The organism is Sphingopyxis jiangsuensis (assembly GCF_016734905.1).
Lineage (GTDB): Bacteria > Pseudomonadota > Alphaproteobacteria > Sphingomonadales > Sphingomonadaceae > Sphingopyxis > Sphingopyxis jiangsuensis.
In genome coordinates this window covers 199,334-225,708 of record NZ_JAERPO010000002.1, presented here as the reverse complement: position 1 = coordinate 225,708, position 26,375 = coordinate 199,334, and the positions used below count along the sequence as shown (strand labels likewise).

Annotated in this window: 31 protein-coding genes; 21 read left to right on the top strand and 10 right to left on the bottom strand. The window is 65.3% G+C overall.

What is annotated here, in order from left to right; translation table 11 throughout:
- Window positions 1-200: 200 nt before the first annotated feature.
- From JI743_RS07770 to JI743_RS07745, 6 genes are all read left to right on the top strand, one after another.
- Window positions 201-1,580: an L-serine ammonia-lyase gene (locus JI743_RS07770; protein ID WP_201927659.1), complete on the top strand. Its 1,380-nt coding sequence runs from the start codon at window positions 201-203 to the stop codon at window positions 1,578-1,580.
- A 245-nt stretch (window positions 1,581-1,825) separates the two neighbouring features.
- A complete protein-coding gene (locus JI743_RS07765) occupies window positions 1,826-2,938 on the top strand; it encodes an S-(hydroxymethyl)glutathione dehydrogenase/class III alcohol dehydrogenase (protein WP_201927658.1) in 1,113 nt (370 codons plus the stop codon).
- A gap of 17 nt (window positions 2,939-2,955) precedes the next feature.
- A complete protein-coding gene (locus JI743_RS07760) occupies window positions 2,956-3,342 on the top strand; it encodes a VOC family protein (RefSeq protein ID WP_201927656.1) in 387 nt (128 codons plus the stop codon).
- Between the two features lies 1 nt (window position 3,343).
- Window positions 3,344-4,216 carry a formyltetrahydrofolate deformylase gene (purU, locus tag JI743_RS07755; RefSeq protein ID WP_201927654.1) on the top strand — a complete coding sequence of 291 codons (873 nt, stop codon included), beginning with the start codon at window positions 3,344-3,346 and terminating at the stop codon, window positions 4,214-4,216.
- A 53-nt stretch (window positions 4,217-4,269) separates the two neighbouring features.
- Window positions 4,270-4,650, top strand: coding sequence for a VOC family protein (locus JI743_RS07750; RefSeq protein WP_201927652.1), 381 nt, complete (start codon window positions 4,270-4,272; stop codon window positions 4,648-4,650).
- 12 nt (window positions 4,651-4,662) lie between these two features.
- On the top strand, window positions 4,663-5,163 hold the full coding sequence (locus JI743_RS07745; protein ID WP_201927649.1) for a prolyl-tRNA synthetase associated domain-containing protein: 501 nt from the start codon (window positions 4,663-4,665) through the stop codon (window positions 5,161-5,163).
- Here JI743_RS07745 and JI743_RS07740 read toward each other — a convergent pair.
- Window positions 5,160-6,068 carry a LysR family transcriptional regulator gene (locus JI743_RS07740; RefSeq protein WP_201927648.1) on the bottom strand — a complete coding sequence of 303 codons (909 nt, stop codon included), beginning with the start codon at window positions 6,066-6,068 and terminating at the stop codon, window positions 5,160-5,162. The two genes, JI743_RS07745 and JI743_RS07740, sit on opposite strands and share 4 nt — an antisense overlap.
- 123 nt (window positions 6,069-6,191) lie before the next feature.
- On the opposite strand from JI743_RS07740, the gene JI743_RS07735 reads away from it, so the two are divergent.
- Both JI743_RS07735 and fghA read left to right on the top strand, forming a co-directional pair.
- Complete coding sequence (locus JI743_RS07735) at window positions 6,192-6,944, top strand: SDR family NAD(P)-dependent oxidoreductase (RefSeq protein WP_201927647.1); 753 nt, start codon at window positions 6,192-6,194, stop codon at window positions 6,942-6,944.
- An 81-nt stretch (window positions 6,945-7,025) separates the two neighbouring features.
- Window positions 7,026-7,874 carry an S-formylglutathione hydrolase gene (fghA, locus tag JI743_RS07730; RefSeq protein WP_201927646.1) on the top strand — a complete coding sequence of 283 codons (849 nt, stop codon included), beginning with the start codon at window positions 7,026-7,028 and terminating at the stop codon, window positions 7,872-7,874.
- A gap of 49 nt (window positions 7,875-7,923) precedes the next feature.
- Here fghA and JI743_RS07725 read toward each other — a convergent pair whose 3' ends face one another.
- From JI743_RS07725 to JI743_RS07705, 5 genes are all read right to left on the bottom strand, one after another.
- Window positions 7,924-8,901: a quinone oxidoreductase family protein gene (locus JI743_RS07725; protein WP_201927645.1), complete on the bottom strand. Its 978-nt coding sequence runs from the start codon at window positions 8,899-8,901 to the stop codon at window positions 7,924-7,926.
- Between the two features lie 151 nt (window positions 8,902-9,052).
- Window positions 9,053-10,888, bottom strand: coding sequence for a DEAD/DEAH box helicase (locus tag JI743_RS07720; RefSeq protein ID WP_201927643.1), 1,836 nt, complete (start codon window positions 10,886-10,888; stop codon window positions 9,053-9,055).
- Between the two features lie 66 nt (window positions 10,889-10,954).
- Window positions 10,955-12,133, bottom strand: coding sequence for a BaiN/RdsA family NAD(P)/FAD-dependent oxidoreductase (locus JI743_RS07715; protein WP_201927641.1), 1,179 nt, complete (start codon window positions 12,131-12,133; stop codon window positions 10,955-10,957).
- A gap of 6 nt (window positions 12,134-12,139) precedes the next feature.
- On the bottom strand, window positions 12,140-12,319 hold the full coding sequence (locus JI743_RS07710) for a hypothetical protein (RefSeq protein WP_201927640.1): 180 nt from the start codon (window positions 12,317-12,319) through the stop codon (window positions 12,140-12,142).
- Window positions 12,316-12,792 (bottom strand): GreA/GreB family elongation factor, encoded by a 477-nt coding sequence (locus JI743_RS07705; RefSeq protein WP_201928710.1) that lies wholly within the window; start codon window positions 12,790-12,792, stop codon window positions 12,316-12,318. The genes JI743_RS07710 and JI743_RS07705 overlap by 4 nt, the downstream gene beginning before the upstream one ends.
- Before the next feature lie 156 nt (window positions 12,793-12,948).
- On the opposite strand from JI743_RS07705, the gene JI743_RS07700 reads away from it, so the two are divergent.
- The 8 genes from JI743_RS07700 to JI743_RS07665 are packed head-to-tail and all read left to right on the top strand — an operon-like array spanning window position 12,949 to window position 18,006.
- Window positions 12,949-13,245: a BufA1 family periplasmic bufferin-type metallophore gene (locus JI743_RS07700; protein WP_201927639.1), complete on the top strand. Its 297-nt coding sequence runs from the start codon at window positions 12,949-12,951 to the stop codon at window positions 13,243-13,245.
- An 11-nt stretch (window positions 13,246-13,256) separates the two neighbouring features.
- On the top strand, window positions 13,257-14,123 hold the full coding sequence (bufB, locus tag JI743_RS07695) for an MNIO family bufferin maturase (RefSeq protein ID WP_201927638.1): 867 nt from the start codon (window positions 13,257-13,259) through the stop codon (window positions 14,121-14,123).
- Window positions 14,116-14,814 (top strand): HvfC/BufC family peptide modification chaperone, encoded by a 699-nt coding sequence (locus tag JI743_RS07690; protein ID WP_201927637.1) that lies wholly within the window; start codon window positions 14,116-14,118, stop codon window positions 14,812-14,814. The genes bufB and JI743_RS07690 overlap by 8 nt, the downstream gene beginning before the upstream one ends.
- A gap of 3 nt (window positions 14,815-14,817) precedes the next feature.
- The gene (locus tag JI743_RS07685) at window positions 14,818-15,276 is read left to right on the top strand and encodes a DoxX family protein (RefSeq protein WP_201927636.1); all 459 of its coding nucleotides are present in this window, start codon (window positions 14,818-14,820) and stop codon (window positions 15,274-15,276) included.
- Window positions 15,273-15,794, top strand: coding sequence for a sigma-70 family RNA polymerase sigma factor (locus tag JI743_RS07680; RefSeq protein WP_201927634.1), 522 nt, complete (start codon window positions 15,273-15,275; stop codon window positions 15,792-15,794). Before JI743_RS07685 ends, JI743_RS07680 begins: the two co-directional genes overlap by 4 nt.
- A gap of 2 nt (window positions 15,795-15,796) precedes the next feature.
- Window positions 15,797-16,438 (top strand): NrsF family protein, encoded by a 642-nt coding sequence (locus tag JI743_RS07675; RefSeq protein ID WP_201927632.1) that lies wholly within the window; start codon window positions 15,797-15,799, stop codon window positions 16,436-16,438.
- 58 nt (window positions 16,439-16,496) lie between these two features.
- Entirely contained in the window at window positions 16,497-17,252 is a 756-nt protein-coding gene (locus JI743_RS07670; RefSeq protein WP_201927631.1) for a head GIN domain-containing protein, read from the top strand.
- A gap of 43 nt (window positions 17,253-17,295) precedes the next feature.
- Window positions 17,296-18,006 carry a head GIN domain-containing protein gene (locus JI743_RS07665; RefSeq protein ID WP_201927630.1) on the top strand — a complete coding sequence of 237 codons (711 nt, stop codon included), beginning with the start codon at window positions 17,296-17,298 and terminating at the stop codon, window positions 18,004-18,006.
- A 24-nt stretch (window positions 18,007-18,030) separates the two neighbouring features.
- Here JI743_RS07665 and JI743_RS07660 read toward each other — a convergent pair whose 3' ends face one another.
- Window positions 18,031-19,326, bottom strand: a complete 1,296-nt coding sequence (locus tag JI743_RS07660) for an MFS transporter (RefSeq protein ID WP_201927629.1) — start codon at window positions 19,324-19,326, stop codon at window positions 18,031-18,033.
- Window positions 19,327-19,439: 113 nt separating this feature from the next.
- On the opposite strand from JI743_RS07660, the gene pgsA reads away from it, so the two are divergent.
- The 3 genes from pgsA to JI743_RS07645 are packed head-to-tail and all read left to right on the top strand — an operon-like array spanning window position 19,440 to window position 20,717.
- Window positions 19,440-20,012: a CDP-diacylglycerol--glycerol-3-phosphate 3-phosphatidyltransferase gene (pgsA, locus tag JI743_RS07655; protein WP_201927628.1), complete on the top strand. Its 573-nt coding sequence runs from the start codon at window positions 19,440-19,442 to the stop codon at window positions 20,010-20,012.
- A gap of 4 nt (window positions 20,013-20,016) precedes the next feature.
- The gene (locus tag JI743_RS07650; protein ID WP_201927627.1) at window positions 20,017-20,268 is read left to right on the top strand and encodes a MoaD/ThiS family protein; all 252 of its coding nucleotides are present in this window, start codon (window positions 20,017-20,019) and stop codon (window positions 20,266-20,268) included.
- A complete protein-coding gene (locus tag JI743_RS07645; RefSeq protein ID WP_201927626.1) occupies window positions 20,265-20,717 on the top strand; it encodes a molybdenum cofactor biosynthesis protein MoaE in 453 nt (150 codons plus the stop codon). The genes JI743_RS07650 and JI743_RS07645 overlap by 4 nt, the downstream gene beginning before the upstream one ends.
- A gap of 275 nt (window positions 20,718-20,992) precedes the next feature.
- On the opposite strand, the gene JI743_RS07640 is transcribed toward JI743_RS07645, so the two are convergent.
- Window positions 20,993-21,898 carry a hydrogen peroxide-inducible genes activator gene (locus JI743_RS07640; protein WP_201927625.1) on the bottom strand — a complete coding sequence of 302 codons (906 nt, stop codon included), beginning with the start codon at window positions 21,896-21,898 and terminating at the stop codon, window positions 20,993-20,995.
- Between the two features lie 135 nt (window positions 21,899-22,033).
- Between JI743_RS07640 and JI743_RS07635 the strand changes: the two genes are divergently transcribed.
- Complete coding sequence (locus JI743_RS07635) at window positions 22,034-22,501, top strand: EF-hand domain-containing protein (protein WP_201927623.1); 468 nt, start codon at window positions 22,034-22,036, stop codon at window positions 22,499-22,501.
- Window positions 22,502-23,436: 935 nt separating this feature from the next.
- Here the strand turns inward: JI743_RS07635 and trmFO are convergent.
- The gene (gene trmFO / locus JI743_RS07630; RefSeq protein WP_201927622.1) at window positions 23,437-24,783 is read right to left on the bottom strand and encodes a methylenetetrahydrofolate--tRNA-(uracil(54)-C(5))-methyltransferase (FADH(2)-oxidizing) TrmFO; all 1,347 of its coding nucleotides are present in this window, start codon (window positions 24,781-24,783) and stop codon (window positions 23,437-23,439) included.
- Window positions 24,784-24,857: 74 nt separating this feature from the next.
- On the opposite strand from trmFO, the gene JI743_RS07625 reads away from it, so the two are divergent.
- Window positions 24,858-25,553, top strand: coding sequence for a lysoplasmalogenase family protein (locus tag JI743_RS07625; protein WP_201927621.1), 696 nt, complete (start codon window positions 24,858-24,860; stop codon window positions 25,551-25,553).
- 9 nt (window positions 25,554-25,562) lie between these two features.
- Here JI743_RS07625 and JI743_RS07620 read toward each other — a convergent pair whose 3' ends face one another.
- Entirely contained in the window at window positions 25,563-26,372 is an 810-nt protein-coding gene (locus tag JI743_RS07620) for an SDR family oxidoreductase (RefSeq protein ID WP_201927620.1), read from the bottom strand.
- Window positions 26,373-26,375 lie beyond the last annotated feature (3 nt).

The window sequence follows — 26,375 nt, the reverse complement described above, 5'->3', positions numbered from 1 at the left end:
CTCCCTGTGCCGTAGGCATGGGGAGGTGGCAGCGCGAAGCACTGACGGAGGGGCAATGGCGCGATGTTGCCGCCCCTCCACCACCTTTGGCGGTCCCCCTCCCCATCGCTTCGCGACAGGGAGTAATTTTATTGTAATCCGTAACGAAAATTGGCTCGCGCCGCCTATCCCGACGATCGTAATCCGCCTATAGGCGCGCCATGACGATCAGCCTGTTCGAACTCTTCAAGATCGGCGTCGGACCCTCAAGCTCGCATACCGTCGGCCCGATGGTCGCGGCGCGGCGTTTTGCACTCTGGCTCGACGAGCATGGTCTGCTCGCCCGCGCGATACATGTCGAGGCCGACCTGTACGGCTCGCTCGCGCTGACGGGGAAGGGGCACGCCGCCGACACCGCGGTCGTCGCGGGGCTTGCGGGCGAAATCCCGGCCTCGACCAGCCTCGCCGCGATCAAGGCGCATTGGGACCGCGCCGAAGGCGAGGGGTTCCTCTACCTGCTCGGCCGCCAGCGCGTGCGTTTCCAGCCCTCGCGCGACCTGCATTTCCAGATGCGCCAGCGCCAGCCCTTTCACAGCAACGCGCTCAGCTTCACCGCGCGCGACAATGACGGCGAAGTGCTCGCGAAGCGCATGTATTTCTCGATCGGCGGCGGCTTCGTCGTCGACGAGGAGGAGGCGGGGCGCAACAGCCGCGGCGGCGAGGATGAAGTCGATCTGCCCTATCCCTTCACCTCGGGCGCCGACCTGCTCGAAATGGGCGCGGCGTCGGGCAAGAGCTTCGCCGAGATGATGCTCGAAAACGAGCTTGTCCATCGCAGCATCGAGGAGGTCGAGGCGGGGCTCGATGAAATCGCCGCGGCGATGGACGCATCAATCGACGCGGGCTGCTGCAGCACCGGGACGCTCCCCGGCGGGCTCAAGGTCAAGCGCCGCGCGCCGCAAATCGCCGCCGACATCCGCGAACGGCACGAATCGAACCTCTGCGACCCGATGCAGATGATGGACTGGATCAACCTGTGGGCGATGGCGGTGAATGAAGAAAACGCCGCCGGCGGCAAGGTCGTCACCGCGCCGACCAACGGCGCGGCGGGGATCATCCCCGCAGTGATCCGCTATTACCGCCGCAGCTATCGCGGCGATGCAAAGGGCGTGCGCACCTTCCTGCTCGCCGCGGGCGCGGTCGGCGCGCTCTACAAGCGCAACGCCAGCATCTCGGGCGCCGAGGTCGGCTGCCAGGGCGAGGTCGGCGTCGCCTGCTCGATGGCGGCGGCGGGGCTGACCGCCGCGCTCGGCGGCACCAACGCGCAGGTCGAGAATGCCGCCGAGATCGGCATGGAGCATAACCTCGGCCTCACCTGCGATCCCATCGGCGGGCTGGTGCAGATTCCGTGCATCGAACGCAACGCGATGGGCGCGATCAAGGCGATCGACGCGAGCCGCATCGCGATGATAGGCGACGGCACGCATGTCGTCAGCCTCGACACGGTGATCGCGACGATGCTGCAGACGGGCCGCGACATGCGCGACAAATATAAGGAAACGTCGAAGGGGGGTCTTGCGGTCAGCGTCGTGGAGTGTTGATAGCCCCGTTTCCTCCGGCGTGACGATATCAGGGGCACCGACCTCAATCCTCCCTGTCGCGGAGCGATGGGGAGGGGGACCGCGCCCACAGGGCGTGGTGGAGGGGCGGCGACGGTTGCGCCATCGCCGCTCCGTCAGCGCTTCGCGCTGCCACCTCCCCACGGCTACGCCACAGGGAGGACGATGAGCGTCTTGCATTGCCGCCCCATTTGCCTGATTGGAGCGCCCGAGAAGGAGACCGCCCCATGAAGACCCGCGCCGCCGTCGCATTCGAAGCGAAGAAGCCGCTCGAAATCGTCGAACTCGACCTTGAAGGCCCGAAGGCGGGCGAGGTGCTGGTCGAGATCATGGCGACAGGGATTTGCCACACCGACGCCTATACGCTCGACGGGTTCGACAGCGAGGGCATCTTTCCGAGCGTGCTGGGGCATGAGGGCGCGGGTGTGGTGCGTGAGGTCGGCGCGGGCGTTACCAGCGTCGTCCCCGGCGACCATGTCATCCCGCTCTACACCCCCGAATGCCGCCAGTGCAAAAGCTGCCTTTCGGGCAAGACCAACCTCTGCACCGCGATCCGCGCGACGCAGGGCAAGGGGCTGATGCCCGACGGCACGACGCGCTTTTCGTACAAGGGCCAGCCGATCTATCATTATATGGGCTGTTCGACCTTCTCGAACTTCACGGTGCTGCCCGAGATTGCGGTCGCGAAAATCCGCGAGGACGCGCCCTTCCAGACGAGCTGCTACATCGGTTGCGGCGTGACAACCGGCGTCGGCGCGGTGATCAACACCGCGAAGGTGCAGGTCGGCGACAATGTTGTCGTCTTCGGGATGGGCGGCATCGGGCTCAACGTGATTCAGGGTGCGCGACTTGCGGGTGCGAACCAGATCATCGGCGTCGACATCAACCCCGACCGCGAGGAATGGGGCCGCAAGTTCGGCATGACCGAATTTCTGAATTCGAAGGGCATGAGCCGCGAGGATGTCGTCGCGACGATCGTCCGGATGACCGACGGCGGCGCCGATTATACCTTCGACGCGACGGGCAATACCGAAGTGATGCGTATCGCATTGGAAGCCTGTCACCGCGGCTGGGGCACCAGTATCATCATCGGCGTCGCCGAGGCGGGCAAGGAGATTGCGACGCGCCCGTTTCAGCTCGTCACCGGGCGCAACTGGCGCGGCACCGCGTTCGGCGGCGCCAAGGGGCGCACCGACGTGCCGAAGATCGTCGATATGTACATGACCGGCAAGATCGAGATCGACCCGATGATCACCCACGTCATGGGGCTCGAAGACATCAACAAGGGCTTCGACCTGATGCATGCGGGCGAGAGCATCCGCAGCGTCGTCGTTTATTGATTGCGAAAGAGGAAGCTATGTTCAGCCATGTGACGCTCGGGTCGAACGATATCGAGGCTAGCCAGACCTTCTATGACGCGATCCTCGGCGCGCTCGGCATCCCCGCGGGGCGGATCGACGAGCGTGGGCGCCTCATCTACATGCACGCCGGTGGGCGGCTCGTCATCACGCGGCCGGTCGACGGCAGGCTTGCCGCGTGCGGCAACGGTCATACGCTCGGCTTCCTCGCCGCCTCGCCCGAAGCGGTTGACGCCTGGCATGCCGCAGGGGTCGAAAATGGCGGCACCACCGCCGAAGACCCGCCGGGCGTTCGCCACGCGACCGAGGGGCGCACCGTCTATCTCGCCTATCTGCGCGATCCCGACGGCAACAAGCTGTGCGCGTCGCACAAGATTTCGGGCTGACATGGGCGCGGACAGCGGTGCTTCCTATGTGCTGACCTTCAGCTGCGTCGATACCGTCGGGATCGTCGCGGCGGTGACGGGACTGCTCGCGGAGCGCGACGGCTTCATCCTCGACAGCCAGCAATATGCCGACCTCGATTCGGGGCGTTTCTTCATGCGCGTCGAGTTTCGCGGCGCCGGACCGCGCTTTCCCGACACGCTTTCGGGAGTCGAAGCGGCGTTCGCGCCGGTCACGCAGCGTTTTCAGATGGACGCGCGGATCAGCGATGCGAGCGCCAAGCCGCGTTTCGTTATCGCGGTGTCGCAGGGCAGCCATTGCCTCAACGACCTGCTCCACCGCTGGTCGACCGGCAACCTCGCCATCGACATTGTCGGCGTCGTATCGAACCACGAGGCGCAGCGGCGGCTGTCCGAATGGCATGGTGTGCCCTTTCACTATCTGCCCGTCAGCGACGCAAACCGCGCCGAGCAGGAGGGGGCGATCCTCGACATCATGGCACGCGGCGGTGCCGACTATCTGGTGCTTGCGCGCTATATGCAGGTCCTGTCGGCGGATCTGTCGGCAAAGCTCGCCGGGCGCTGCATCAACATCCACCACAGTTTTCTGCCCGGCTTCAAGGGCGCGAAACCCTATCACCGCGCGCATGAGCGCGGGGTGAAGCTGATCGGCGCGACCGCGCATTTCGTGACGAGCGACCTCGACGAGGGGCCGATCATCGAGCAGGCGGTCGAGCGCGTCGACCATCGCGACTCGATCGACGAGCTGATCCGAACCGGCCGCGATATCGAGGCACAGGTGCTTGCGCGGGCGGTGCGCTGGGTCGCCGAACAGCGCGTGCTGATCGACGGGCGCAAGACGGTTGTCTTCCGCTGAACCAAGGCTCAGGATAAGTCGCTAATCGCAACGAATCAGCAGGAGTGGGAAGGATGTACAGCCACAATATGGTCGGGTCGAACGACCTCGAAGCATCGAAGAAATTCTATGACGCGACCTTCCAGGCGATCGGCGGCAAGCCGGGGATCGTCGACGACAAGGGACGCCTCGTTTACATGCACAACGGCGGCTTGTTCCTGGTGACCGCGCCGATCGACGGCGAGCCTGCCTCGGCCGGCAACGGCTGCACCATCGGTTTTGCGATGGACGGTCCCGAGCAGGCCGACGCATGGCACAAGGCGGGCGTCGAAAATGGCGGGACGGCAATCGAGGACCCGCCGGGCGTTCGCGAGGGCGGATTCGGTCAGCTCTATCTCGCCTATTTGCGCGACCCGTCGGGGAACAAGCTCTGCGCGCTCCACCGCGTCGTTTGAGCGGGGGACTTGATGCGCGGTGAAGCGGGCTTGCTGGCCGACCTTGAAACGCTGGCGATCCCTTTCACCGCGCACGAACATATTGCGGTGTTCACCGTCGCCGAAAGCGATGCGGTGAACGCCGATATCCCCGGCGCGCACACGAAAAACCTGTTCCTCAAGGACGCTGGCGGTGCCTTCTGGCTCGTTACCGTCCCGTCCGAGGCGCGCGTCGATTTGAAGGCGCTGCCGGCGGCAATCGGCTGCAAGCGCGTGAGCTTTGGCAAGGCCGAGGATATGCAGCGCCTGCTCGGTATCGCGCCGGGGTCGGTGACCCCGCTCGCCGCGATCAACGCCCAGCCGGGAAGTATCACTGTGGTGCTCGATGCGGCGCTGGCGACCGTCGACCGGGTCAACGTCCATCCCTTGCGCAACACAGCGACGCTCGGGCTGGCGGGGGCAATGATCCTCGACCTGCTTCGTCATTGGGGGCATGCACCAGTAGTGGCAGCGATCCCGGTGCAGGCGGGCTAACGCTCGCCGAACAGCTCGGGATTCCGGAACGCCTTGGCCAGGTGATCGATCCACGCCCGCACCAGTGGCGGCAAGCCGGTGCGCGTGGTGAAGACGAGATGGACGATCCCGTTCTCGCTCCGCCATTCGGGCAGGACCCGGACGAGCGTGCCCGCGCGCAACTCGACGGCGCAGGCGTGGTCAGGGAGGAGCGCGACACCAAGCCCGGCGAGCGCGGCGGCGCGAACGGCGCTGAAATCGTCGCAGCGCAGGCGGGGGCGGTGCCGGATGCTGTCGATGGTCCCATCGCGGTGCTCGAGCCGCCAGATCACGTCCGCGCCATCGCTTGCCGAGCTTAATGTCGGCATCTGCTTGAGCGCCGCGAGGTCGCTGCCCCCGACCAGGTTGGCGAGCGCCGGGCTAGCGATCAATATGCGGCGGCTGTGCGCGAGCGTCCGCATTGTCAGCGCCGCATCGGTGTCGAGCCGCGTGCGGACGCGCAACGCGACGTCGATCCGCTCGGCGATGACGTCGACGGGGCGGTCGGCGGCGAGTATCTCGATATTGCCCTTGGGATAGAGCGTCAGAAATTCGGGAAGCATGTCGGAAATCATTGGCACCAGACCGCTCGGGCATGACATGCGCACAGTGCCGCGCGGTTCGGACAGGCTCGCCTCGACCAGCGCCTCGGCGCGATCGGCGGCGGCGACCGCAAGCTGGCATTGCGCGTGAAAGGCAAGACCGATGTCGGTGACACGGAAACGCCGCGACGATCGCTCGATCAACCGCGCGCCAAGCCGATCCTCTAGCGCCGCGATGCGTCGGCTCAGCTTCGATTTGGGAACATGCAGCGCGCGTCCGGCGGGTGCGAAGCCGCCATTGGTCACCACCGCGTCGAAAAAGCGCAGATCGTTGAGGTCCTGCATATTATCGTTCTATCAATGGAACGATAAGTGTCAATATATCCCCCTACAGCAGATATCGTTGCGGATTTACCTCCTTCTCATCGGACGGCGAACGGTTCGCCGCTCACGAAAAGGAGAATGACAATGACCTATGATCTGACCAACAAAGTCGCCGTCGTCACCGGCGGGAACAGCGGCATTGGTCTCGGCATCGCGCAGGAACTCGCCGAACGGGGCGCCAAGGTATTCGTGACCGGGCGTCGTCAGGAAGAACTCGATGCCGCCGTCAAGCTGATCGGCCATGGCGCGGTTGGCGTTCAGGGCGACGTCACCAGCTTCGCCGATCTCGATCATCTCTATGATGTTGTCCAGCAGCATGGCGCGCCGATCGACATCCTCGTCGCCAACGCCGGCGGCGGCGCATTCCAGCCGCTCGGTGAAATCACCGAGGAGGAATTCGACCGCACCTTCGGCCTCAACGTCAAAGCGACATTGTTTACCGTGCAAAAGGCGCTGCCGCTGCTTCGCGATGGTGCGTCGATCATCCTGACCGGCTCGACGACTTCGACGCGTTCGGAACCGGCGTTCAGTGTTTATGGCGCGACCAAGGCTGCGATCCGCAATTTCGCCCGCAGCTGGATTCTCGACCTCCGCGATCGCAAGATCCGCGTTAACGTGATCGCGCCGGGTGCGACGACCACCCCTGGGCTCAAGGGTCTCGCCTCGACCGATGAGCAATGGAATGCGCTCGAAGGCGAGTTTGCCGCCCGGGTTCCGCTCGGTCGGCTCGCCGACCCGCGCGAAATCGGCAAGGTCGCGGCTTTCCTCGCCTCCGACGCGGCAAGCTATGTCAACGGCGTCGAACTCTTCGTCGACGGCGGTTTCGCCCAGATCTGATCGTCACCGAATTTCGCCCGGCCCCGTTGTCCGCAAGGACGGCGGGGTTGCGCGTGCGGGGCGTGCGCGGCACAAGGCGCCATGACCCTCGAAACCCTCTCCACCGTTCGCAGCCACGGCGGCACGCAAGGCGTGTACAGGCATGCGAGCACGACGACGGGCACCGACATGACCTTCGCGGTCTTTGTCCCCGAGCATGAGCCCGGCGCAAAGCTGCCCGTACTCTGGTATCTGTCGGGGCTGACGTGCACCCATGCCAATGTGATGGAAAAGGGCGAATATCGCGCCGCGTGCGCCGGACATGGCGTGATCTTTGTCGCGCCTGACACCAGCCCGCGCGGCGAGGGCGTGCCTGACGATCCCGAGGGCGCGTGGGATTTCGGGCTGGGAGCGGGCTTTTATGTCGATGCAACCGAGGAGCCGTGGGCCAAGCATTACCGGATGCGCTCCTATGTCGAGGATGAACTGCCGTCGCTGGTGCTGCGCAATTTCGCGAGCGCCGACCTGACGCGGCAGGCGATCAGCGGCCATTCGATGGGCGGGCATGGCGCGCTGACGATCGGGCTACGCAATCAGGATCGTTTCCGTTCGGTGTCGGCCTTTTCGCCGATCGTCTCGCCGCTGCACTGCCCGTGGGGCGAAAAGGCGCTCGGCCATTATCTGGGCGACGACCGCGAGGAATGGCGCGCCTATGACGCTTGCGCGCTGCTCGATGACGGGCTGCGCGTTCCCGACCTGCTCGTCGATCAGGGCGATGCCGACAATTTCCTGACCGAACAGCTGAAGACCGAGCTGCTCGTCGCGGCGTGCGAGCGGAACGGCCAGAACGCCGAAATCCGGATGCAGCCGGGGTACGACCACAGCTATTATTTCATCTCGACCTTCATGGCCGAGCATGTTGCGTGGCATGCCGAGCGGTTGAAGGCTTGAGACAAATGAAAGGCTCCCGTCTCTGCGGGAGCACGCACGAGCTTGTCGGTCAGGGCAGCAACAGCGTCGAACCCGTCGTCCGCCCGGCCGCGAGGTCGGCGTGCGCGCGGGCGGCATCCTGGAGGCCATAGCGCTGCCCGATCGTGACCGTCACCGCACCGCTGCCAATCATCTCGAACACGCGCGCGGCGCCCGCCGCCCGCTCGCCGGGGTCGAGATAATAGTCGAACAGCGTCGGCCGCGTCACGAACTGCGAGCCATGCTGCGCGAGAATGCCCAGGTTGACGCCTGTCACCGGTCCGCCTGCATTGCCATAGCTGACGATCAGCCCGCGCCGGGCGGTAGCTTTCAGCGAGACCTCCCAAGTCGCCATACCGATGCCATCGAAGGTCACGGGCACGCCCTGGCCATCGGTGATCTCGCGGACATGCGCCGCGACATCGTCCTGCTTGTAGCGGATGACATGGTCGGCACCCGCTTCGCGCGCCGCATGTTCCTTGGCTTCGGTGCTGACGGTGCCGATGACCGTCGCGCCGATCGCCTTGAGCCACTGGACGAGGATCAGCCCGACGCCGCCCGCCGCGGCGTGGACGAGGACGGGCCAGCCCGCCTCGACCTTTGCGCAGCGCTCGACGAGCGCCTCGACGGTGCAGGCCTTGAGCAAAGCGGCGGCGGCAATATCGTCGTCGATGGCTGAGGGCAGCTTGAACAGCGACGACGCCTTGACGAGCCGCGCGCTCGCATAGGCGCTGCGTTCGGGGCCGAAGGTCGCGACGCGGTCGCCAGGCTTGAAGCCGTGGACGCCTTCGCCGACGGCAACGACCTCGCCCGTCGCCTCGAGCCCCAGCCCGCCGGGAAGGTCGATCGGATAGGTGCCGTCGCGGTGATAAATGTCGATATAGTTGAGCCCGACCGCAGTCTGACGGACGAGCAGTTGTCCGGGGCCGGGATTGTCGAGCGTCACCTCGCGCCACTCTATGACTTCGGGACCGCCCTGGGTCTCTATGAAGGCTTCGATGGCTTTCATGGCGCGCGCTCCTGCTGTCCGGCCCATCTGGTGGGCCGAACCGGGGAACGCAAGTGTCGTGCGACCGCGCCATGCGTCATTGCGAGGAACCGAAGGCGAGAATTGCTTTGCCACGCTCGCAATGACGAGGTTTCAGATAATGGCCTGCGGTCTATTTCGCCGGGCGCCGCGGGCTGCGCTGGCCATAAGGCTTGGGCTTGTAACGGTCGGTATTGTCGCCGGGGCCACGCGGACCGCGCGGTCCCGCACGGTCGCGGTCGCCGCCGGGCGCGCGACCCAGTGTCGGGCGCTGTGCACGCCCGCGCGGGGCTTTGTCGCGACGCGGCGGATAGGTCGGACCGTCGGGTGCGGGCATGATCGAAACGCCGCTGTCGTCCTCGCCATCGGCATTGGCGCTGCGCTGCACCGCCTCGGCGAAGCGATCGGCGATCGCCCGGGGAATGTTGAACATCGTTTCCTTGGGGCCGATGCGGATCGCGCCGATCTCTCCCTTGGTCACATGGCCGCGGCGGCACAGCAAGGGCAGGATCCAGCGCGGGTCGGCATTCTGGTGGCGTCCGATGTTGAGCTTGAACCAGACGCTGTCCTCGAACCCTTCGCGGCGGTCGGCGCTACCGCGTTCGGGGCGCTCGAACCGCTCGCCGCGTTCGGGACGGCCGGCGCCGTCGCGGCCGCGCGGACCGGTGTCGATCAGATCCTCGGGCGGGGGCATCAGCGCACGGTGCGCGCGCACGAGGCTCGCGGCGATGTCCTCGGGCGTACGCTCGGCCATCAGCCGCTGCGCGAGTTCGATATCCTCGGGCTCGTGCTCGACGGGGGCCAGCAATTTTTCGATCAACCGCTCCTGATCGCGCTGGCGCACGTCGGCGGCCGTGGGAGCGTCCATCCATTCGGCCTGGATGCGCGCGCCGCGCAGCATGCCGTCGACGCGTCGGCGGCGCGGATAGGGGACGATGATGACCGCCGTGCCCTTCTTGCCTGCGCGCCCGGTGCGGCCCGAACGATGCTGGAGCGCCTCGGCATCGCGCGGAATTTCGACATGGATGACAAGGCTGAGGGTCGGCAGATCGATCCCGCGCGCCGCGACGTCGGTTGCGACGCAGACCTTCGCACGGCGATCGCGCAGCGCCTGCAATGCCGAATTGCGTTCGTTCTGGCTATGCTCGCCCGACAGCGCGACCGCAGCAAAGCCACGTTCGACAAGGCTGGCATGCAGGCGCCGGACATTGTCGCGGGTTGCACAGAACAGCATCGCGGTTTCGGCGTCGTGCAGGCGCAGCAGGTTGATCACCGCGCCTTCGATATCGGCGGGGGCAACGGTGACCGCCTGGTAGGCGATGTCGCCGTGGCCGCGATCCTCGCCGACGGTCGAGATGCGCAGCGCGTTCTGCTGGTAACGCTTCGCGAGCTGAACGATCGGCTTCGGAATCGTTGCCGAGAACAAGAGGGTGCGGCGCGTTTCGGGCGTGGCGTCGAGAATTTCCTCAAGATCGTCGCGAAACCCCATGTCGAGCATTTCGTCGGCTTCGTCGAGCACCGCGACGCGCAGTGCCGACAAGTCGAGCGCCCCGCGTTCGAGGTGGTCGCGCAAGCGTCCCGGCGTCCCGACGACGATCTGCACTCCCTGGTTCAGGGCGCGGCGTTCCTTGCTCGCGTCCATGCCGCCGACGCAAGTGGCGATTCGCGCGCCGGCCTTGGCATAGAGCCAGCCGAGTTCGCGGCTGACCTGAAGCGCAAGTTCGCGCGTCGGCGCGACGATCAACGCGAGCGGCGAGGTCGCGAAGGGCAGGCGTTCGCCTTCGACAAGCTGGCCGGCCATCGCAAGGCCGAAGGCAACGGTCTTGCCCGACCCGGTCTGGGCGGAGACCAGCAGGTCGCGGTCCTGTGCTTCGGGTTCGAGCACGGCCGTCTGCACGGGGGTGAACTCGCTATATCCGCGCGCGCTGAGAGCGTCCGCGAGGACGGGGGGAAGATTATCAAAAGACATTATATTCTCAATAGAAAGGCGGTCACCGGTGCGATGACGAGCCGACGTGAAAGGGGCTCAATGGGCTCAAATCACCTTGCCGGCGGCAACACCGCTGGCCCATGCCCATTGAAAATTATAGCCGCCTAACCACCCTGTGACATCTACGGCCTCGCCGACCGCATAGAGGTTTGCGACGCTTTTGGCCATCATTGTTTGCGACGACAGGCCGGCGGTCGAAATGCCGCCCGCGGTTACCTCGGCTTTCGCAAAGCCTTCGGTGCCGTTGGGGCGAAAGCTCCAACGCCGAAGGCGCGCTTCGGCATCGGCGAGGTTGCGGTCTGTCTGTGCGGCAAGTTCGCCCGGCAGTGCGATCCGGTCGGCCAAAGTCTCGGCCAAACGGTCGGGCAGTATCGCGCCCAAGGCAGCGCGAAGGGTCGCGCGCGGGCGATCGCGTTTGGCTGCGAGCAACCAGCCGGGTGCCGCGTCGGGCTGGAAATCGATCGCAAGCGGCTCGCCGTGGCGCCAATAGCTGCTGATCTGGAGGATCGCTGGGCCCGACAACCCCTTGTGCGTGAAGAGCGCCGCCTCGCGAAACGCTGCCTTGCCTGCTCGCGCCTCGACCGGGGTGGCGACGCCCGACAATTCGCGGAACAGCACATCGTCGCCGCCGAGCGTCAGCGGTACGAGCGCGGGACGCGGCTCAACGACTTTCAGTCCGAACTGACGCGCGAGGTCATAGGCAAATCCGCTCGCGCCCATTTTCGGAATCGACGGGCCGCCGGTCGCGATGACGAGATTGGGTGCGGCAAAATCGGCGCTGCCAAAGCGCACACGGAATCGTCCATCGCCATGTTCCACTGCGCCGACGGGCTGTCCGCAGCGGACGTCGACGCCCCCTTTGGCGCATTCGTCGAGCAACATCGCGACGATCTGTTTGGCCGACCCGTCGCAGAAAAGCTGGCCCAGCGTCTTCTCGTGATAGGCGATGCCATATCTTTCGACGAGCGCGATGAAATCGGCGGGGGTGTAACGCGCGAGCGCCGATTTGGCGAAATGCGGGTTGGCCGACAGGAAGCGGTCGGGTGCGGTGTGGATATTGGTAAAGTTGCAGCGCCCGCCGCCCGAGATCAGGATTTTCTTCCCCACCTGGTCGGCATGATCGAGCAGCAGCACGCGCCGCCCGCGCTGCCCGGCGACCGCGGCGCACATCATCCCGGCCGCGCCGGCGCCCAGCACGATGGCGTCAAATTCGGTGGCGGGCATCGCGGATCAGTGCAGCTTGGCGATCGAGAGGCCGTCGGCCTTGGCGCGCGCCTTCACCGATTCTTCGCTGCGCGTCAGCGCCTTGGCGATCGCCTTGAGCGCCATGCCTTTTTTGGCGAGTGTGTGCAGCTTGTCGATCTCCGATGCGATCCACGGCTGCTTGTGACGTTCGAACCGGTCTTTCATGCCTGCACCTTTGTGTCCGACGTCGCGGCGAGCACCATGATTGCGTCATCAACGCCCTGGAAAGCGACCAACTCCCCGACTTCCGCGCCCATCAGCGCGCGACCGATTGGCGCGGAAAAGGCGATCAGACCGGCGGCCGGATCGGCCTCGTCATGTCCGACAATGGTGATCTTCTTTTCCGCGCCATGCAGCCGATAACGCACGCAGCTGCCGACCCCGACCACGCCGTCGGCCGGCGGCGGCTGTACATCGGCGGTCGATTTTCGCGTGCCGAAATAGCGTAGCTGGCGCTGCAGCTTCTTGCGCGCCGCTTCGTCGGATTCGGCGGCCACCGCTGCCTCGAGCCGCGCAACTTCGTCGCAGAGCAGGCGTAACCCGCGCGGCGTAACGAGGTTCGCTCCGAGCGGGATCGGAAGCTCAAATTCGGGCTCTTTATGTTCGTCGTCGCTCTCGCGGCGAAAGGCTACGCTCATCTCTGTCATCCAGATTCCGGAAGAATTAACGCTTTGCTCCGCGAAGGTGGCGACAAGATGGCGCACATCCGGGCGGTGTAACCATTGCCCCCGCAGCCACGAACCGGAAGGCGATGCCATCCCTCGCATCATCCATCATTCAAGGGAGTATTCGCTATGACCAACACACTCAAACTGTCGCTCGCCGCTTCGGCCGTTCTTGCGATGGCCGCAGGCGCTGCCACCGTTCCGGCCGCCGCCGCCGATGGCGCCAAGGAAAAATGCTATGGCGTGTCGCTGAAGGGCAAGAATGACTGCGCCGCGGGTCCGGGCACGAGCTGCGCCGGCACCTCGACCGTCGACTATCAGGGCAACGCCTGGAAATATGTGAAGAAGGGCGAGTGCACGAAGATGGGCGGTACGCTGACCGCACACAAGGGCAACGCCAAGCCGGTGCCGCAAAAGGCCAAGTAAGGCCGCAACGCTTGTCGTCGTTCCGTTCCCCCGCGCTGCCCCTGCGTTCCGGCATAGGGCTGAAACCCCGGCACTATCCCGATGTGCTGGCCGCGGTCGAGCGGGGCGACGCGCCCGCCTGGGCCGAAATTCACCCCCAAAATTATTTCGGCGCAGGCGGGCCTCCGCATCGCTGGTTGACGGCGATTGCCGAGCATCTGCCGCTGAGTTTTCATTCGGTCGGGCTGTCGTTGGGCTCTGCGGCAGGCACCGACCCGGACGAACTCGAAGCGCTCGCGGCGCTGTGCGCGCGATACGCGCCCGCGATGGTGTCCGACCATCTGAGCTGGAGCAACGGACCGGAGGACAAGTTTCCCGACCTGCTCCCCATCCCTTATACCCACGCCGCGCTCGACCATTTCGCGCGCGAGGTCGGCCGAGTGCAGGACCGGCTGGGGCGAACGATGCTGGTCGAAAACCCTTCGCGCTACCTGGCCTATGCCGAAAGCGATTGGAGCGAGGTCGATTTCCTGCACGAGCTGTGCCGCCGCAGCGGTTGCGGCCTTCTCCTCGACATCAACAATATTGAGGTGTCGGCATTCAACCTCGGGCTCGACCCCGTGTCGTGGCTCGATGCCTTCGATCCCGCGTTCGTCGGCGAAATCCATGTCGCGGGTCACGCCGTCAAGGACGACGACATGGGCGGCAGAATCGCGATCGACGATCATGGTTCGGCGGTGCGGCCGAGCTGCTGGGCGTTGCTCGAGCGCTTCATTGCGCGCGCGGGGCCGAAGCCGGTGCTCGTCGAGTGGGATACGGATGTCCCCGAATTTTCCGTGCTGATGGCCGAGGCGCGCGCCGCCGACAGGGTGCTGGCCCGCGAGGCGCTCGATGCTTGACCGCGATCAGGCGGCGATTGCGGCGACGCTGCTGCACGGCCCCGACCATCTGCCGGATGGTTTGTTCGCAGGGGATGAGGCGGCCGTCCTGCGCGGCTTGCGCGTCCATGCGACAACGATCTTTCATGCGCGGCTCGTCGCGCTGGAGGAGAGTTTCCCGCGCACGCGCGAATTGCTGGGCGACGCCGAGTTCAACCGCCTGTCACGGCTGTTCGTCGAAGACGGCGGCGCCAGCGGGCGGTCGCTGACCGACATCGGCGATGGCTTTGCCGAACGACTGACGAACCGCGACGCCGCCGATCTTGCGCGTGCCGAATGGCTGTGGCTGCAGAGCTATCACGCCGTCGAGGCGCCCGCGCTGCAATTGGCCGATCTTGCCGGACTCGACGAAGCGACGCTGCTCGACCGTCCGACGCGGTGCCACCCGGCGGCCCGCTGCCTGGCGTTGGACAGCAATATTGCGCCGCTGCTCGATCCCGCCTTGCCGCCGGAAGCGCGCACCTTGCTGTTCGTCCGGCCGGGCGCCGACGTCCGGATCGTTGCAATCGATGCTTCGGTCGCCGCCGTGCTGGCCGACGCCGAAGAAATTTTGCCGCTCGGTAACCTGATCGCCGGTCTCGACGAAGCGCATCCTGACGGCGGCGCTGCGATTGCGGCGCTTATCGACGCAGGGGCATTTGAAAAGGTTTAGGGCATGAACAGCATCCTGACATTATACGACCGCGGTGTCGCGCTGGCGTCGAGCCGCGTGGTCGAGGGGTTTGCGCTCTTTCTGTTGCGCCTCGCGCTCGCCGGCGTTTTCTGGCGCTCGGGCCAGACCAAGGTCGTCGAAGGCAGTTTCTTCGAAATCAACCCGATCACCTATGACATATTCGAGAATGAATTTTCGGGCCTGCCGCTCGATCCGGCTATTGCCGTCCCGCTGACGACCTTTGCCGAGCATTTCTTTCCGATCCTGCTGCTTTTCGGCTTTGCAACGCGCATCTCGGCGGGGGCGCTGCTCGTGATGACGCTCGTCATCCAGATATTCGTTTTCCCCGATGCGTGGTGGCCGGTCCATTCGCTGTGGGCGGCGATGGCGGCGATCCTGATCGTGCGCGGCGGCGGGCTGTTCTCGCTCGACACGCTCGGTGCTAGACTGCGCGCGAAATGAGCATCGACGAACCTTCGCTCGCGCGCCTGATGGCGGCATCGCAGCGGGGGGATCGTGCGGCCTATCGATCGCTGCTTGCCGATTGCCGTCGCTGGCTCGAGCGCTATTACGCGCGCCGGATCGCCCCGCATCATGTCGACGATCTGGTGCAGGAAACGCTCGTGTCGATGCACCGCAAGCTTGCGACCTGGGACAGCAGCCGCCCGTTCCTGCCGTGGCTCGCGGCGATCGCGCGTTATCGCTGGATCGATATGCTCCGCCGCCAGCGCGACGTAGCCGAACTCGGCGACAATGACGCAGCGGTCGGCGCCGAGGACGAGGCGGTCCACGCCCGCCTCAGCATCGACCGACTGCTCCAGTTCTTGCCGCCGGGGCAGGCGCAGGCCATCACGCTGGTCAAGATCGAAGGCGCCTCGATTGCCGAGGCGTCGCGCATCTGCGGCCAGAGCGAGTCGCTCGTAAAAGTGAATATCCACCGCGGACTCAAGAAGCTCGCGCTCATGATTGAAAGCGAATGACAATGAAGCACGCATCGATCGAAGACCTGATCGACGGCCTTGCCGGTGAACTGGAACCGGTCCGCCCGCGTCGCGTTCTGCGCGGCTCGATCTGGGCGGCATCGGGCTGGGCTGTGGGCGCTACGGCTTTATTGTGGCTTCTTGGTATGCGGAGCGACATTGCCAGCATGCCGCCGCTGTCGCTCCTTTCCTTTTGGCTGATCGCGTCGGCGGGCATTGCGGCGACATGGAGCGCTGTGCGCATGGGGCTGCCCGGTGTTGGTCGCGATTATAGCGGTTGGCGCTGGGCGGGGCTTGCGGCGCTTTCGCTGCCGCTCGCTGCTGTTCTGGCGGGCCTTGGCGATAGCCACGCTGCGACCGAGGCGATCCATCGGGGAGAAGGGCTCCGCTGCACGATTCAAGGTCTGGTCGCGGGTATCGGCGTTGGTGCCGCGTTGTTTGCTTGGCTGAAAGGCGGCGCGCCGACTTCGCCCACGCGAGCGGGCTGGGTCGTCGGCATCGCGGCGGGCTCCGCAGGGGCGACGATCGTCGCGTTGCATTGTCCGATCGACAATCTGATGCACATCTCTCTGTGGCACGGCCTGGCCGTCGCGGGCGCTGCTGTTGCCGGGCGCATCATCCTGCCGCCGCTGCTGCGCTGGTAACAACTGGACATCGCCCTCCTACGTGTGTTAGCCATGCAATACACGCAGGAGATTGTTGATGCGCAGATTGACCTTGGCCGCCCTGCCGCTGGCACTGGGCCTGATGGTTTCCGGCTGTAACGCGAAGGAATCCGAGCGGGGAAGGACCGGCGAATCGGGCGCGACCGATTCGGGGCCGCAAACGACGCGCGACTATGCGCTGTCAGATTTCAGCGCAGTCAGCGTGACCGGACCCGACGATGTTCGGATCACGATGGGTGAGGGCTTTTCGGTCAGCGCCAGCGGGCCGCAGGCTGAAATCGACGAGCTGGAGATCGAGCGCGATGGTGACCGGTTGTCGATCGGGCGCCGCAAGAATGACTCGCTTTTCGGCGGCCGCAATCATGTCGGCGTGAAGATTGCGGTCACCATGCCGCGACTCACCGCCGTGCGCCTGACGGGATCGGGCGAGGTCGAGGCCGACGCGATGGAGGGCGATGCCGTCGAGGCGGTCGTCACCGGGTCGGGCGATCTGAAAGTCGCCGGGCTGACCGCGAAAAGCGTGTCGATGGCGATTTCGGGATCGGGCGACATCGACGTCGACAGCGGAACCGTCGACAGCGGTGAATATCGCGTTACCGGATCGGGCAATATCGAGGCCGAAGGGCTCGCCGCCCGGACGCTCGACATTTCGATCGCCGGATCGGGCGATGTCGACGCGCGCGCGACCGAAACGGCCAGCGTGTCGATCATGGGATCGGGCGACGCGTCGATTGCCGGCGGGGCGAAATGTTCGTCGCGGACGCTGGGCTCGGGCGAGGTGCGCTGCCGCTGAGCGAGTGGTGGCGCGCGCGCAGCAAAGGCGATAGGACCGCAGGATGAACCCTGCGATGCACTGGGCCGCGACTGCGGCTGTCGCCCTTGTCCTGTCCGTCCCCGCGGCGGCCGCCGAAAAGCGCTATGGCCTCACAAGTTTCGAGGCGATCGAAATCAACGCCGACGTCGAGGTCGAGGTTGTCGATCGTGCGCCGGTGAGCGCCGTCGCGACGGGGCCACAAGCGTCGCTCGACCGGTTGGAGCTCGAAACGCGCGACGGACGCCTTATCATCGGCCAGCGCAAATTTGCAGGCGACGAGGAGCGCAGGGCGCCGCACGGCGCAGTGGTCATCCGAATCAACGCCGCAAACCTGCGCTCGGCGACGCTCGCGGGCGCGGGTTCGCTGACGATCGATCGGCTCAAAGGGACGCGCGTGTCGATCGGGCTGCGCGGGCCGGGACGACTGGTCGTTGAGGACATCGCGACCGACCGGCTGCAGGTTGCGATGATCGGCAATGGCAGCATCACGCTGAACGGTAAGGCGAAGCAGGCGCAGATGACGTTATCGGGCGCGGGAATGGTCGATGCCGGTGGCTTGACCATCGACGAACTGGTGAGCGACAGCGAGGGCGCGGGCGATCATGTGATGCGCGCGGTCAAAAGCGCCACAATCACGTCGCGCGGCGTAGGGAAGACGATCGTCTATGGCCGCCCGACCTGCACCGTGCGCGCGCTGGGGAGCGGGACCGTGACTTGCGGGACGACGAAATAGGCCCGGCAGGAGCCGAGCCCCCCTTCAATCGCAGGCGCGGTGGAGTTTCACTGCCAGCCACGCCGAAATCAGGCACATCACCGCGCTCATCAACAACTGGTCGACGACGCCGACGCCGATCATGCTCAGGCCGAGCGCGAGCAGCGATCCGACGACCATTGCGCCCGAATTGACGATATTGTTCGCCGCAACGGTGCGCGCCGTCTGGTCCTTGGGCACGGTGGTGGTGAGAAAGGCATAGAGCGGGACGACGAACATGCCGCCGCTGATCGCAATGCCGAGCAGCGCGGCGAGCAGCGGAATGACGTCGGCGTGTCCCAGGAAGCCGCCGATACCGTACATTGCGCCTGAGGGGTCATGCTCCCAATTGCGGCAAACCCAATAAAAGGCGACGACAAAGACCCCCATCACGATGACGCTCGCGGGGCTGTAGCGCGCCGACACCTGCCCCTTGAGCAGGCGGTTCACCGCGACCGAGCCGATCGCGATGCCGATCGAGAAAATGGCGAGGAACAGGCTGGCGACGCTCTTGTCGGCGTGGAGGATATTTTTGACGAGCGGCGGGAACTGGATGAACAGCACCGCGCCGATGGTCCAGAAAAAGCTGATCGACAGGATCGCGAGGAACAGACGAGGGATGTGCAGGGTCGCGCTGACCAGCGTGATCGACGAGCGGATGATGTGCCAATCGATCCCGCGTTCTTCATGCTCGGGCGGGGCAGGTGGCACCTTGCGCCCGGTCCAATATCCAATCGCGGCGACCAGGATGACGCCAAGCGCGGCCCATTCGACGTCGATGATGCCGGCAAGGATCGTTCCCGCCAGGATCGCAATATATGTCCCCGCCTCGACGAGGCCGGTGCCGGCGAGCACCTCGTCCTTTTCAAGGTGCTGCGGCAGGATCGCATATTTGATCGGCCCGAAGAAGGTCGAGTGGACGCCCATCGCGAACAGCGCGAGCATCATCAGCGGAATGGCGATCAGGTGAACCGCAAAGCCCATCCACGCGAGGAAGAGGCCCGCGCCCCCGACGAGCATGATCAATATCTCGCAGAACTTGACGATGCGTATGATGCGCGCCTTGTCGCGCGTGTCGGCAAGCTGCCCGGCCAGCGCAGAGAGCAGGAAGAAGGGCAGGATGAACACGCCCGTCGCCACCGCGCTGAACAATGTTTCGGACGCTTCGTCGTTGAACACGCCGTAAACGACGAACAGCACCATCGCATTCTTGAACAGATTGTCGTTGAACGCGCCGAGAAGCTGGGTGACGAACAGCGGGAGGAACCGGCGTTGCTTCAGCAACGAAAAGGAGCCGGTCATGCAGGGTCCATTCTTTTCAGCATCCTAGTTGTGGCCCGGGGGGCTTATCGGTTAGGGATGAAGGGGTCAAAGCCCATTTTGGGTCTTGCGAGCGCTGTGTCGGAACAGGGGTCATGCTGAGTCTTCCCAATATCCTGACCCTTTCGCGTATCCTTGCGGTTCCGATCCTCTTATTCCTCCTTTGGCCCGGCGTCCGGGTCGGGTCGCACCAGCCGCTGGCGATCGATTATGCGCTCGCCTTTGGGCTTTATTGCCTGATGGGCATTACCGATTATTTTGACGGTTATGTTGCGCGCTCGCGCGGCACCGTGTCGCGGCTCGGCGCCTTCCTCGACCCCATCGCGGACAAGATCATGATTGCGGCGGTCATCCTGCTGCTGGTGTTCACGCGCGACATCGACGGCTATCATGTCATCGCCGCACTGATCATCCTGCTGCGCGAGATTATCGTGTCGGGGCTGCGCGAATTCCTCGCGACCTTGCAGGTGTCGATGCCGGTGACGCAGCTCGCCAAATGGAAGACGACCTTCCAGCTCGTTGCCTTTGGCGCGCTGATCCTTGCCGGGGCATTGCCCGCGATGGCGTGGATCAAGACGGTCGGGCTCGCATCGCTATGGGGCGCCGCGGTGCTGACTCTCATAACGGGGTGGGATTATCTCCGCGTCGGCCTGAAGCATATGGATTGATTGCATGCGAATTGCTTATTTTGCCTGGGTGCGCGAGCGAATGGGCATCGCCGACGAAAGCGTCGATCTGCCCGCGAATATCGCGAATGTGGCGGCGCTCGTCGGTTGGCTGGCGGCGCGCGATGCGCGGGGCGCGCATGCCTTTGCCGACCCCGCGCGCGTTCGCGCCGCGGTCGATGGCGTGATGGGCGGTCCCGATGCGGCGATCGGCTCGGCCGAGGAGGTTGCGCTCTTTCCGCCGGTGACGGGCGGATGATCCGCGTCGCCGTCCAGTCGGGACCGATCGACGTCCCCGCCGAGCTCGACATCCACGATGGTGGCGGACATGGCGCAAGCGCGAGTTTCGTCGGGCGGGTGCGCGGCGAGGACGATCTTGTCGAACTGTTCCTCGACCATCATCCTGTGCTGACCGAAAAGGGGCTTGCCGAGCTGGCGCATTCGGCGACGGACCGCTGGAAGCTTTCGGCGTTGACGGTGATCCACCGCGTTGGCGCGATGGCGGTGGGCGATACGATCGTGCTCGTCCTCGCGAGCAGCCCGCACCGCGCCGAGGCGCTTGCGGCGACCGAATTTCTGATCGATCGGCTCAAGACCGACGTGATGCTGTGGAAGCGGCAGACATTCGCCGACGGCCGCGTCGAATGGGTCGAGGCGCGCGGCAGCGACCGGAAGCGGTCGGAGCGGTGGGACGAGGGGTTGAGGTAACCTTGTCCGACGGGATGTTTTGCGGCGAGATCCCGGCCTCCGCCGGGATGACGATGGAAAATATGTCGCATTCCGGTCCATTTCAGACCTTCGTCATCCCGGACTTGATCCGGGATCCACGACCGCGCTGAAGTCATGGACCCCGGGTCAAGCCCGGGGTGACGACGAACCGTGATTACGACTTGGTCGCTTCGGGACGTTCATTATTACAGGCCCGACGCGGGGCCCAGCCTCGCGCTTCGGCAATGCTCGCCCAACGGCGTCATGGCGTCCGCCTAATTCGCCTGATGCTTGCGGAAAATATCGGCGAGCAGCTTGAATTCGTCGGCGCGCGGGCTGCCCTTGCGCCAGACCAGGGCGATGGTGCGCCAGTCATGGTCCGAATCGAGCGGGCGCGTGTCGATGTCGGTGTGGTCTAGGATGCCGGCGGTGATCGCCATTTGCGGCAGCATCGTGATGCCGAGCCCATTGTCGACCATCTGCACCAGCGTGTGGAGCGAAGTCCCCATCATGCGCGCGCCGGCGCGCAGCTCGGGCCGGTTGCACGCGGCGAGCGCGTGGTCCTTGAGGCAGTGCCCGTCCTCGAGCATCAGCATCTGCGCGGGGTCGATCTGGTCGGCGCTGACGACGGCGGGGAGTTGTTCGGCCTGCTCGCCCGGAAAGGCGACAAAGAGTGCGTCGTCGAACAGCTTGTCGCTCTCGACGTCGCCGCAAGCATAGGGGAGGGCGAGGAGCACGCAGTCGACGACGCCGTGGTGCAGCGACTCGCACGCCTGCGCGCTCGGCTCCTCGCGCAGGAACAGCTTGAGCGACGGGCGCTCCTTGCGCAGCCGCGGGAGCAGTCCGGGGAGGAGGAAGGGCGCGATTGTCGGAATAACGCTCATGCGGAGTTCGCCGACCAGCGGCGCCGCTGCGGCTGCGGCCATGTCGGCCAGTTCTTCCGCCTCGCGCAGAACGCGGTGCGCCTTTTCGACGATCGCATTGCCGAGCGTCGTGAAGCGCACGACGCGGCGTGTGCGCTCGACCAGCGTCTGGCCGAGCAGCGTTTCGAGCTCGCGAATCCCCGCCGAAAGCGTCGATTGCGTGACGTTGCACGCATCGGCGGCGCGGCCGAAATGACCATGCTCGTGCAGCGCGACGAGATATTGCATCTGCTTGAGCGAGGGCAGGTAGTTGTGCATTAATCGAATATAGCAATCGCTGCGGAAAGTTTAAACAATCCGGACGATTGAAATTTTGCGGCCATTATGGCGGCGTCGGTTGCGCCGCGCCGATCCCGCGATAGATTGCCCCTCCGGGTTGGGCGAGGGCGAGCGATGGCGGTTTCGCGATTTCTGGTCGGTGGCTTGGCGAGCGCCTTGCTGCTGACCGGCGGGGTGTTCCTGTGGAAAGGCCATAGTCAGGGCGGCGATGAGGCGGTCGTGCCAGCGCCGCCACCGGCGCTGCCGGCGATTCCTGTCGCTGGAGCCGATGCGCCTACCCGCGGTCCGGCCCCGCCCGAACTTCCCGCCGCGAAGGAGGCATCGCGCGAGGAGCGGCGCTTCAATCGTTACGATCGCAACCGCGACGAACGAATCAGCCGGGTCGAGATGCTGTCGACGCGCACCGCCGCGTTCCGCAAGCTCGACAAGGACGGAAACAATCTGCTGACCTTCGAGGAATGGGCGGCGGCGACCAGCGAGCGTTTCGCGGGCGCGGACGCCGACAAGTCGGGCGACCTGACCCGCGCCGAGTTCGCAACGACCGCGCCGAAGCGAGCGGCAAAGCCGAAGTGTCGTTGCTGAAGAAGTAGAGACAGGGCGGACTGTCCGAAAAGCACCAAAAGTCGTAATCTCGGTTCGTCGTCACCCCGGGCTTGACCCGGGGTCCATGACTTCAGCGCGGCCGTGGATCCCGGATCAGGTCCGGGATGACGAAGGTGTTGTAACGACCGGTTGCGGACGTTCGATCCTCCCTGTGCCGCAGGCATGGGGAGGGGGACCGCCGCCATAGGCGGTGGTGGAGGGGCGGCGGCGTTGCGCCATTTGCCCCTCCGTCAGCGCTGCGCGCTGCCACCTCCCCATCGCTGCGCGACAGGGAGGATTCAGGGCGGCTGGCGAGTGATCGCGATCCTTTTTTCATCGTCATCCCGGACTTGATCCGGGATCCGTAGCCGCCCCCTCGTCGTGGATCCCGGATCAAGTCCGGGATGACGAAACTAAGTGGGCAAGTCCGCATTCCGCCCCGTTTTCCCCATTCGCTCCCGATCTAGTCGCAATGACGTGAATCGACCAATTGCGGACATCGATTGTCCGTCGAAGTAATGCACGATATGAAGCTTTAATGGTCCTGCTCATCGCAATCCCACCTGTGCTAATCATTCTGTCTAGCTTATTGCTAGGCAAAGCATTCAAGGAGCGTTTCCCAACGCGCTGGTGGCTTCTCCGCCTAGGCCTCGCTCCCCTGATTTTTCTGAGTTTGGCATGCTACATCATGGCCACTCCGACGCCGATACCTTACGACTATGACGAGAACATACATGGAGACTCGGGGCGGATGGATTTTCTTGCCATCATGGTGTTTGGCTTGGTTCTGCCGACGGTATACGTCGCCGTCGCATTTCCCGTTTCGGTTGCATATGCGCTTTGGAAGCGGCGAACTGCATCGCAGGCTGACTAACTCCGCGACCGCTTTCCAACCCAAAACCGCCGTTCCGACGCCCCATCCCAGCCGTGTTCGGTTAAGCCGCCACGCCCTGCGCGAGTTTCATCCATTCCGCCAGCGCCTTGCCTGCCCGCTGCGTGTAACCGAGTTTGCGGTCCTTCTTGCGGACGTCCTCGGCGAGCGGGGGGAAGAGGCCAAAATTGACGTTCATCGGCTGGTAGCTCGCCGCATCGGCGCCGCCGGTGATGTGGCCGAGCAGTGCGCCCAGTGCGGTCTCGGGCGGCGGCGGCGGTAGCGTGCGGCCCGCGAGTTCGGCGGCAGTGAAGCGCGCGGCGACAAGGCCGATGGCGGCGCTTTCGACATAGCCTTCGCAGCCGGTGATCTGTCCCGCAAAGCGAATATGCGGCGCCGATTTCAGGCGAAGCTGGTCGTCGAGCAGTTCGGGCGAACGAATGAAGCTGTTGCGGTGCAGCCCGCCCAGCCGCGCGAACTCGGCCTTTTCGAGGCCGGGGATGGTACGGAACAGTTCGACCTGCGCGCCATGCTTGAGCTTGGTCTGGAAACCGACCATGTTCCACAGCGTGCCGAGCGCATTGTCCTGCCGCAGCTGGACGACGGCATAGGGCCAGCGCCCGGTGCGCGGATTGTCGAGGCCGACGCCCTTCATCGGGCCGAAGCGCAAGGTTTCGACGCCGCGTTCGGCCATTACCTCGATCGGCATGCAGCCTTCGAAATAGGGCGTGTCCTTTTCCCACTCCTTGAACTCGGTCTTTTCGCCGTCGATAAGCCCCTGAACGAAGGCGTGATATTGGTCCTTGTCCATCGGGCAGTTGATATAATCCTTGCCGTCGCCGATCGGCCCGACCTTGTCCCAGCGGCTCGCCATCCACGCGACGTCCATGTCGATGCTGTCGCGATAGACGATCGGCGCGATGGCGTCGAAAAAGGCGAGCGCATCCTTGCCCGTCGCGGCGCCGATGCTCTCCGCCAGGCTCGCGGCGGTGAGCGGTCCCGTCGCGACGATCGTCATGCCCTCGGCAGGCAGCGTGTCGACGCGTTCGCGGACGATGGTGACGTTTGGATGTTCGGACAGCGCGCGCGTGACGCCGCCCGAAAACAGGTCACGGTCGACCGCAAGCGCCGATCCGGCTGGCACCTTTGTCGCGTCGGCTTCGCGCAGGATGATCGAGCCGAGCGCGCGCATTTCGCGGTGGAGGAGGCCGACGGCGTTGCTGTCGCCATCGTCGCTGCGAAAGCTGTTCGAGCAGACCATCTCGGCCAGCGTGTCGCCCTGATGCGCCGGGGTCATGTCGCCGCCACCGCGCATTTCGGAGAGGCGGACGCGGAAACCCGCTTCGGCGAGCTGCCACGCCGCTTCGGAGCCCGCGAGGCCGCCGCCGATGATGTGAATATCGTGACCCATTTACCGTGTCCGTTGACTTGCACTTCGTTCGCCGCGCACTAGGCCGGTTGGGACCAAGATGCAAAGGGGCGGGAATGAGCGGGGAATCGAGCTGGGATCGCGCACGCTGGCTGTGGCTCGCCGCGCTGCTGGGCGGCGCAAGCTATTTCGGCGCGGTGCTGGCCGGTTGGGACGGTCCGGCGGTTCATTTGTGGAAGGCGTCGGGTGTCGGTTTGCTCGCGGTCTGGGCCTGGGCCAACGCGCGCGATGGCGGCGGACGGATGATCGCCGCGGCGCTCGCGTTCGGTGCGCTCGGCGACTGGCTGCTCGACGCGGTCGGGATGCTTGAGGGCGCGGCGGCTTTCGCTGTCGGCCATTTGATCGCGATCACGCTCTACCTGCGGAATCGACGCCGCGCGCTCTCACCGTCGCAGCGTCTGCTCGTCTGGGTGCTCGTCCCGATGTCGCTGCTGATTGCCTGGTCGCTGACGCGCGAGGCGCCGTTGCTGCAGATGGGGGCGGCGATCGCCTATACCGGCGGCGTAGCGGTGATGGCGGCAGCCGCCTGGGCGAGCCGTTTCCCGCGCTATCGCACAGGCACCGGCGCGATGATGTTCCTGGCGAGCGACCTGTTCATCTTTGCCGGGGCGAGCGGCAATTTGTCGAAATCGGTGACGGTCTGGCTTGTCTGGCCGCTCTATTTTGCGGGGCAGGCATTGATCGGATGGGGTGTGGTCGGCACCCTGGCGCGCGAACGGGTCATCGATAACCGGTCGCCGAATTCCGACTGACCCGGCGTATCAATGCGGGGTGGACACCGCGCCGAGGCCGTCGATCTTTTTCGACTGTTTGGCGATCAGCCCGGGGAACCAGCGCGACAGGCGCGCGAGGCGTTTGGCGAGTTTGCCGACCGGGACATGGACGCGGTTGCCGTGGACTGCCTCCCACGCCGCTTCGGCAACGCGTTCGACCGGGGAGATTTCGAAACCTCCTTCGGCGAGCCGCGTGCGTGCGGGCTCGTTGCTGTCGGCGCTGACCTGATCGAGCAGGGGCGTGTCGATGAACCCGGGCATCAGCGAGCGCACCTTGACGCCATATTTCGCGAACTCGATTTCCAGCCCCTCGGTCAGGCCGCGTACCGCGAATTTGGTTGCCGAGTAGACGGCAAGCCCCGCGACGCCGTAAAATCCCGACGCCGATCCGGTGTTGAGGATCGTCGCCCCCGGCGTCGCGCGGAGCAGCGGCATCGCGGCATAGATGCCGTTGACGACCCCGCCGAAGTTGATTGCGATCAGCCGGTCGGCCTCCTCGGGCGGCATGTCGAGGAACTGGCCGCCCGAACCGATGCCGGCGTTGTTGAACAGCACATCGAGCCGCCCGCCCGACGCGGCGGCGAATTCGTCGAGCGCGGCGCGCCACTGGTCGCGGTCGCGCACGTCCATCACGTGGCGCGACGACGCGCCTTCGGGAAGAAGTGCAGCGGTCTCGTCGATCCCCGTGCGGTTGACGTCGGCGATGCCGACGAACCAGCCTTGCGCGGCAAAGTGGCGCGCGACCGCGCGGCCGATGCCCGATCCGCCACCGGTAATGAAAATCGCCTTGCGCCCCATCCT

Bases quoted from the DNA above. Each gene is read 5' to 3' on its own strand.
- JI743_RS07770 (WP_201927659.1), top strand. From the start codon at position 201: ATGACGATCAGCCTGTTCGAACTCTTCAAGATCGGCGTCGGACCCTCA.
- JI743_RS07765 (WP_201927658.1), top strand. From the start codon at position 1,826: ATGAAGACCCGCGCCGCCGTCGCATTCGAAGCGAAGAAGCCGCTCGAA.
- JI743_RS07760 (WP_201927656.1), top strand. From the start codon at position 2,956: ATGTTCAGCCATGTGACGCTCGGGTCGAACGATATCGAGGCTAGCCAG.
- purU (WP_201927654.1), top strand. From the start codon at position 3,344: ATGGGCGCGGACAGCGGTGCTTCCTATGTGCTGACCTTCAGCTGCGTC.
- JI743_RS07750 (WP_201927652.1), top strand. From the start codon at position 4,270: ATGTACAGCCACAATATGGTCGGGTCGAACGACCTCGAAGCATCGAAG.
- JI743_RS07745 (WP_201927649.1), top strand. From the start codon at position 4,663: ATGCGCGGTGAAGCGGGCTTGCTGGCCGACCTTGAAACGCTGGCGATC.
- JI743_RS07740 (WP_201927648.1), bottom strand. From the start codon at position 6,068: ATGCAGGACCTCAACGATCTGCGCTTTTTCGACGCGGTGGTGACCAAT.
- JI743_RS07735 (WP_201927647.1), top strand. From the start codon at position 6,192: ATGACCTATGATCTGACCAACAAAGTCGCCGTCGTCACCGGCGGGAAC.
- fghA (WP_201927646.1), top strand. From the start codon at position 7,026: ATGACCCTCGAAACCCTCTCCACCGTTCGCAGCCACGGCGGCACGCAA.
- JI743_RS07725 (WP_201927645.1), bottom strand. From the start codon at position 8,901: ATGAAAGCCATCGAAGCCTTCATAGAGACCCAGGGCGGTCCCGAAGTC.
- JI743_RS07720 (WP_201927643.1), bottom strand. From the start codon at position 10,888: ATGTCTTTTGATAATCTTCCCCCCGTCCTCGCGGACGCTCTCAGCGCG.
- JI743_RS07715 (WP_201927641.1), bottom strand. From the start codon at position 12,133: ATGCCCGCCACCGAATTTGACGCCATCGTGCTGGGCGCCGGCGCGGCC.
- JI743_RS07710 (WP_201927640.1), bottom strand. From the start codon at position 12,319: ATGAAAGACCGGTTCGAACGTCACAAGCAGCCGTGGATCGCATCGGAG.
- JI743_RS07705 (WP_201928710.1), bottom strand. From the start codon at position 12,792: ATGAGCGTAGCCTTTCGCCGCGAGAGCGACGACGAACATAAAGAGCCC.
- JI743_RS07700 (WP_201927639.1), top strand. From the start codon at position 12,949: ATGACCAACACACTCAAACTGTCGCTCGCCGCTTCGGCCGTTCTTGCG.
- JI743_RS07690 (WP_201927637.1), top strand. From the start codon at position 14,116: ATGCTTGACCGCGATCAGGCGGCGATTGCGGCGACGCTGCTGCACGGC.
- JI743_RS07685 (WP_201927636.1), top strand. From the start codon at position 14,818: ATGAACAGCATCCTGACATTATACGACCGCGGTGTCGCGCTGGCGTCG.
- JI743_RS07680 (WP_201927634.1), top strand. From the start codon at position 15,273: ATGAGCATCGACGAACCTTCGCTCGCGCGCCTGATGGCGGCATCGCAG.
- JI743_RS07675 (WP_201927632.1), top strand. From the start codon at position 15,797: ATGAAGCACGCATCGATCGAAGACCTGATCGACGGCCTTGCCGGTGAA.
- JI743_RS07670 (WP_201927631.1), top strand. From the start codon at position 16,497: ATGCGCAGATTGACCTTGGCCGCCCTGCCGCTGGCACTGGGCCTGATG.
- JI743_RS07665 (WP_201927630.1), top strand. From the start codon at position 17,296: ATGAACCCTGCGATGCACTGGGCCGCGACTGCGGCTGTCGCCCTTGTC.
- JI743_RS07660 (WP_201927629.1), bottom strand. From the start codon at position 19,326: ATGACCGGCTCCTTTTCGTTGCTGAAGCAACGCCGGTTCCTCCCGCTG.
- pgsA (WP_201927628.1), top strand. From the start codon at position 19,440: ATGCTGAGTCTTCCCAATATCCTGACCCTTTCGCGTATCCTTGCGGTT.
- JI743_RS07650 (WP_201927627.1), top strand. From the start codon at position 20,017: ATGCGAATTGCTTATTTTGCCTGGGTGCGCGAGCGAATGGGCATCGCC.
- JI743_RS07645 (WP_201927626.1), top strand. From the start codon at position 20,265: ATGATCCGCGTCGCCGTCCAGTCGGGACCGATCGACGTCCCCGCCGAG.
- JI743_RS07640 (WP_201927625.1), bottom strand. From the start codon at position 21,898: ATGCACAACTACCTGCCCTCGCTCAAGCAGATGCAATATCTCGTCGCG.
- JI743_RS07635 (WP_201927623.1), top strand. From the start codon at position 22,034: ATGGCGGTTTCGCGATTTCTGGTCGGTGGCTTGGCGAGCGCCTTGCTG.
- trmFO (WP_201927622.1), bottom strand. From the start codon at position 24,783: ATGGGTCACGATATTCACATCATCGGCGGCGGCCTCGCGGGCTCCGAA.
- JI743_RS07625 (WP_201927621.1), top strand. From the start codon at position 24,858: ATGAGCGGGGAATCGAGCTGGGATCGCGCACGCTGGCTGTGGCTCGCC.
- JI743_RS07620 (WP_201927620.1), bottom strand. From the start codon at position 26,372: ATGGGGCGCAAGGCGATTTTCATTACCGGTGGCGGATCGGGCATCGGC.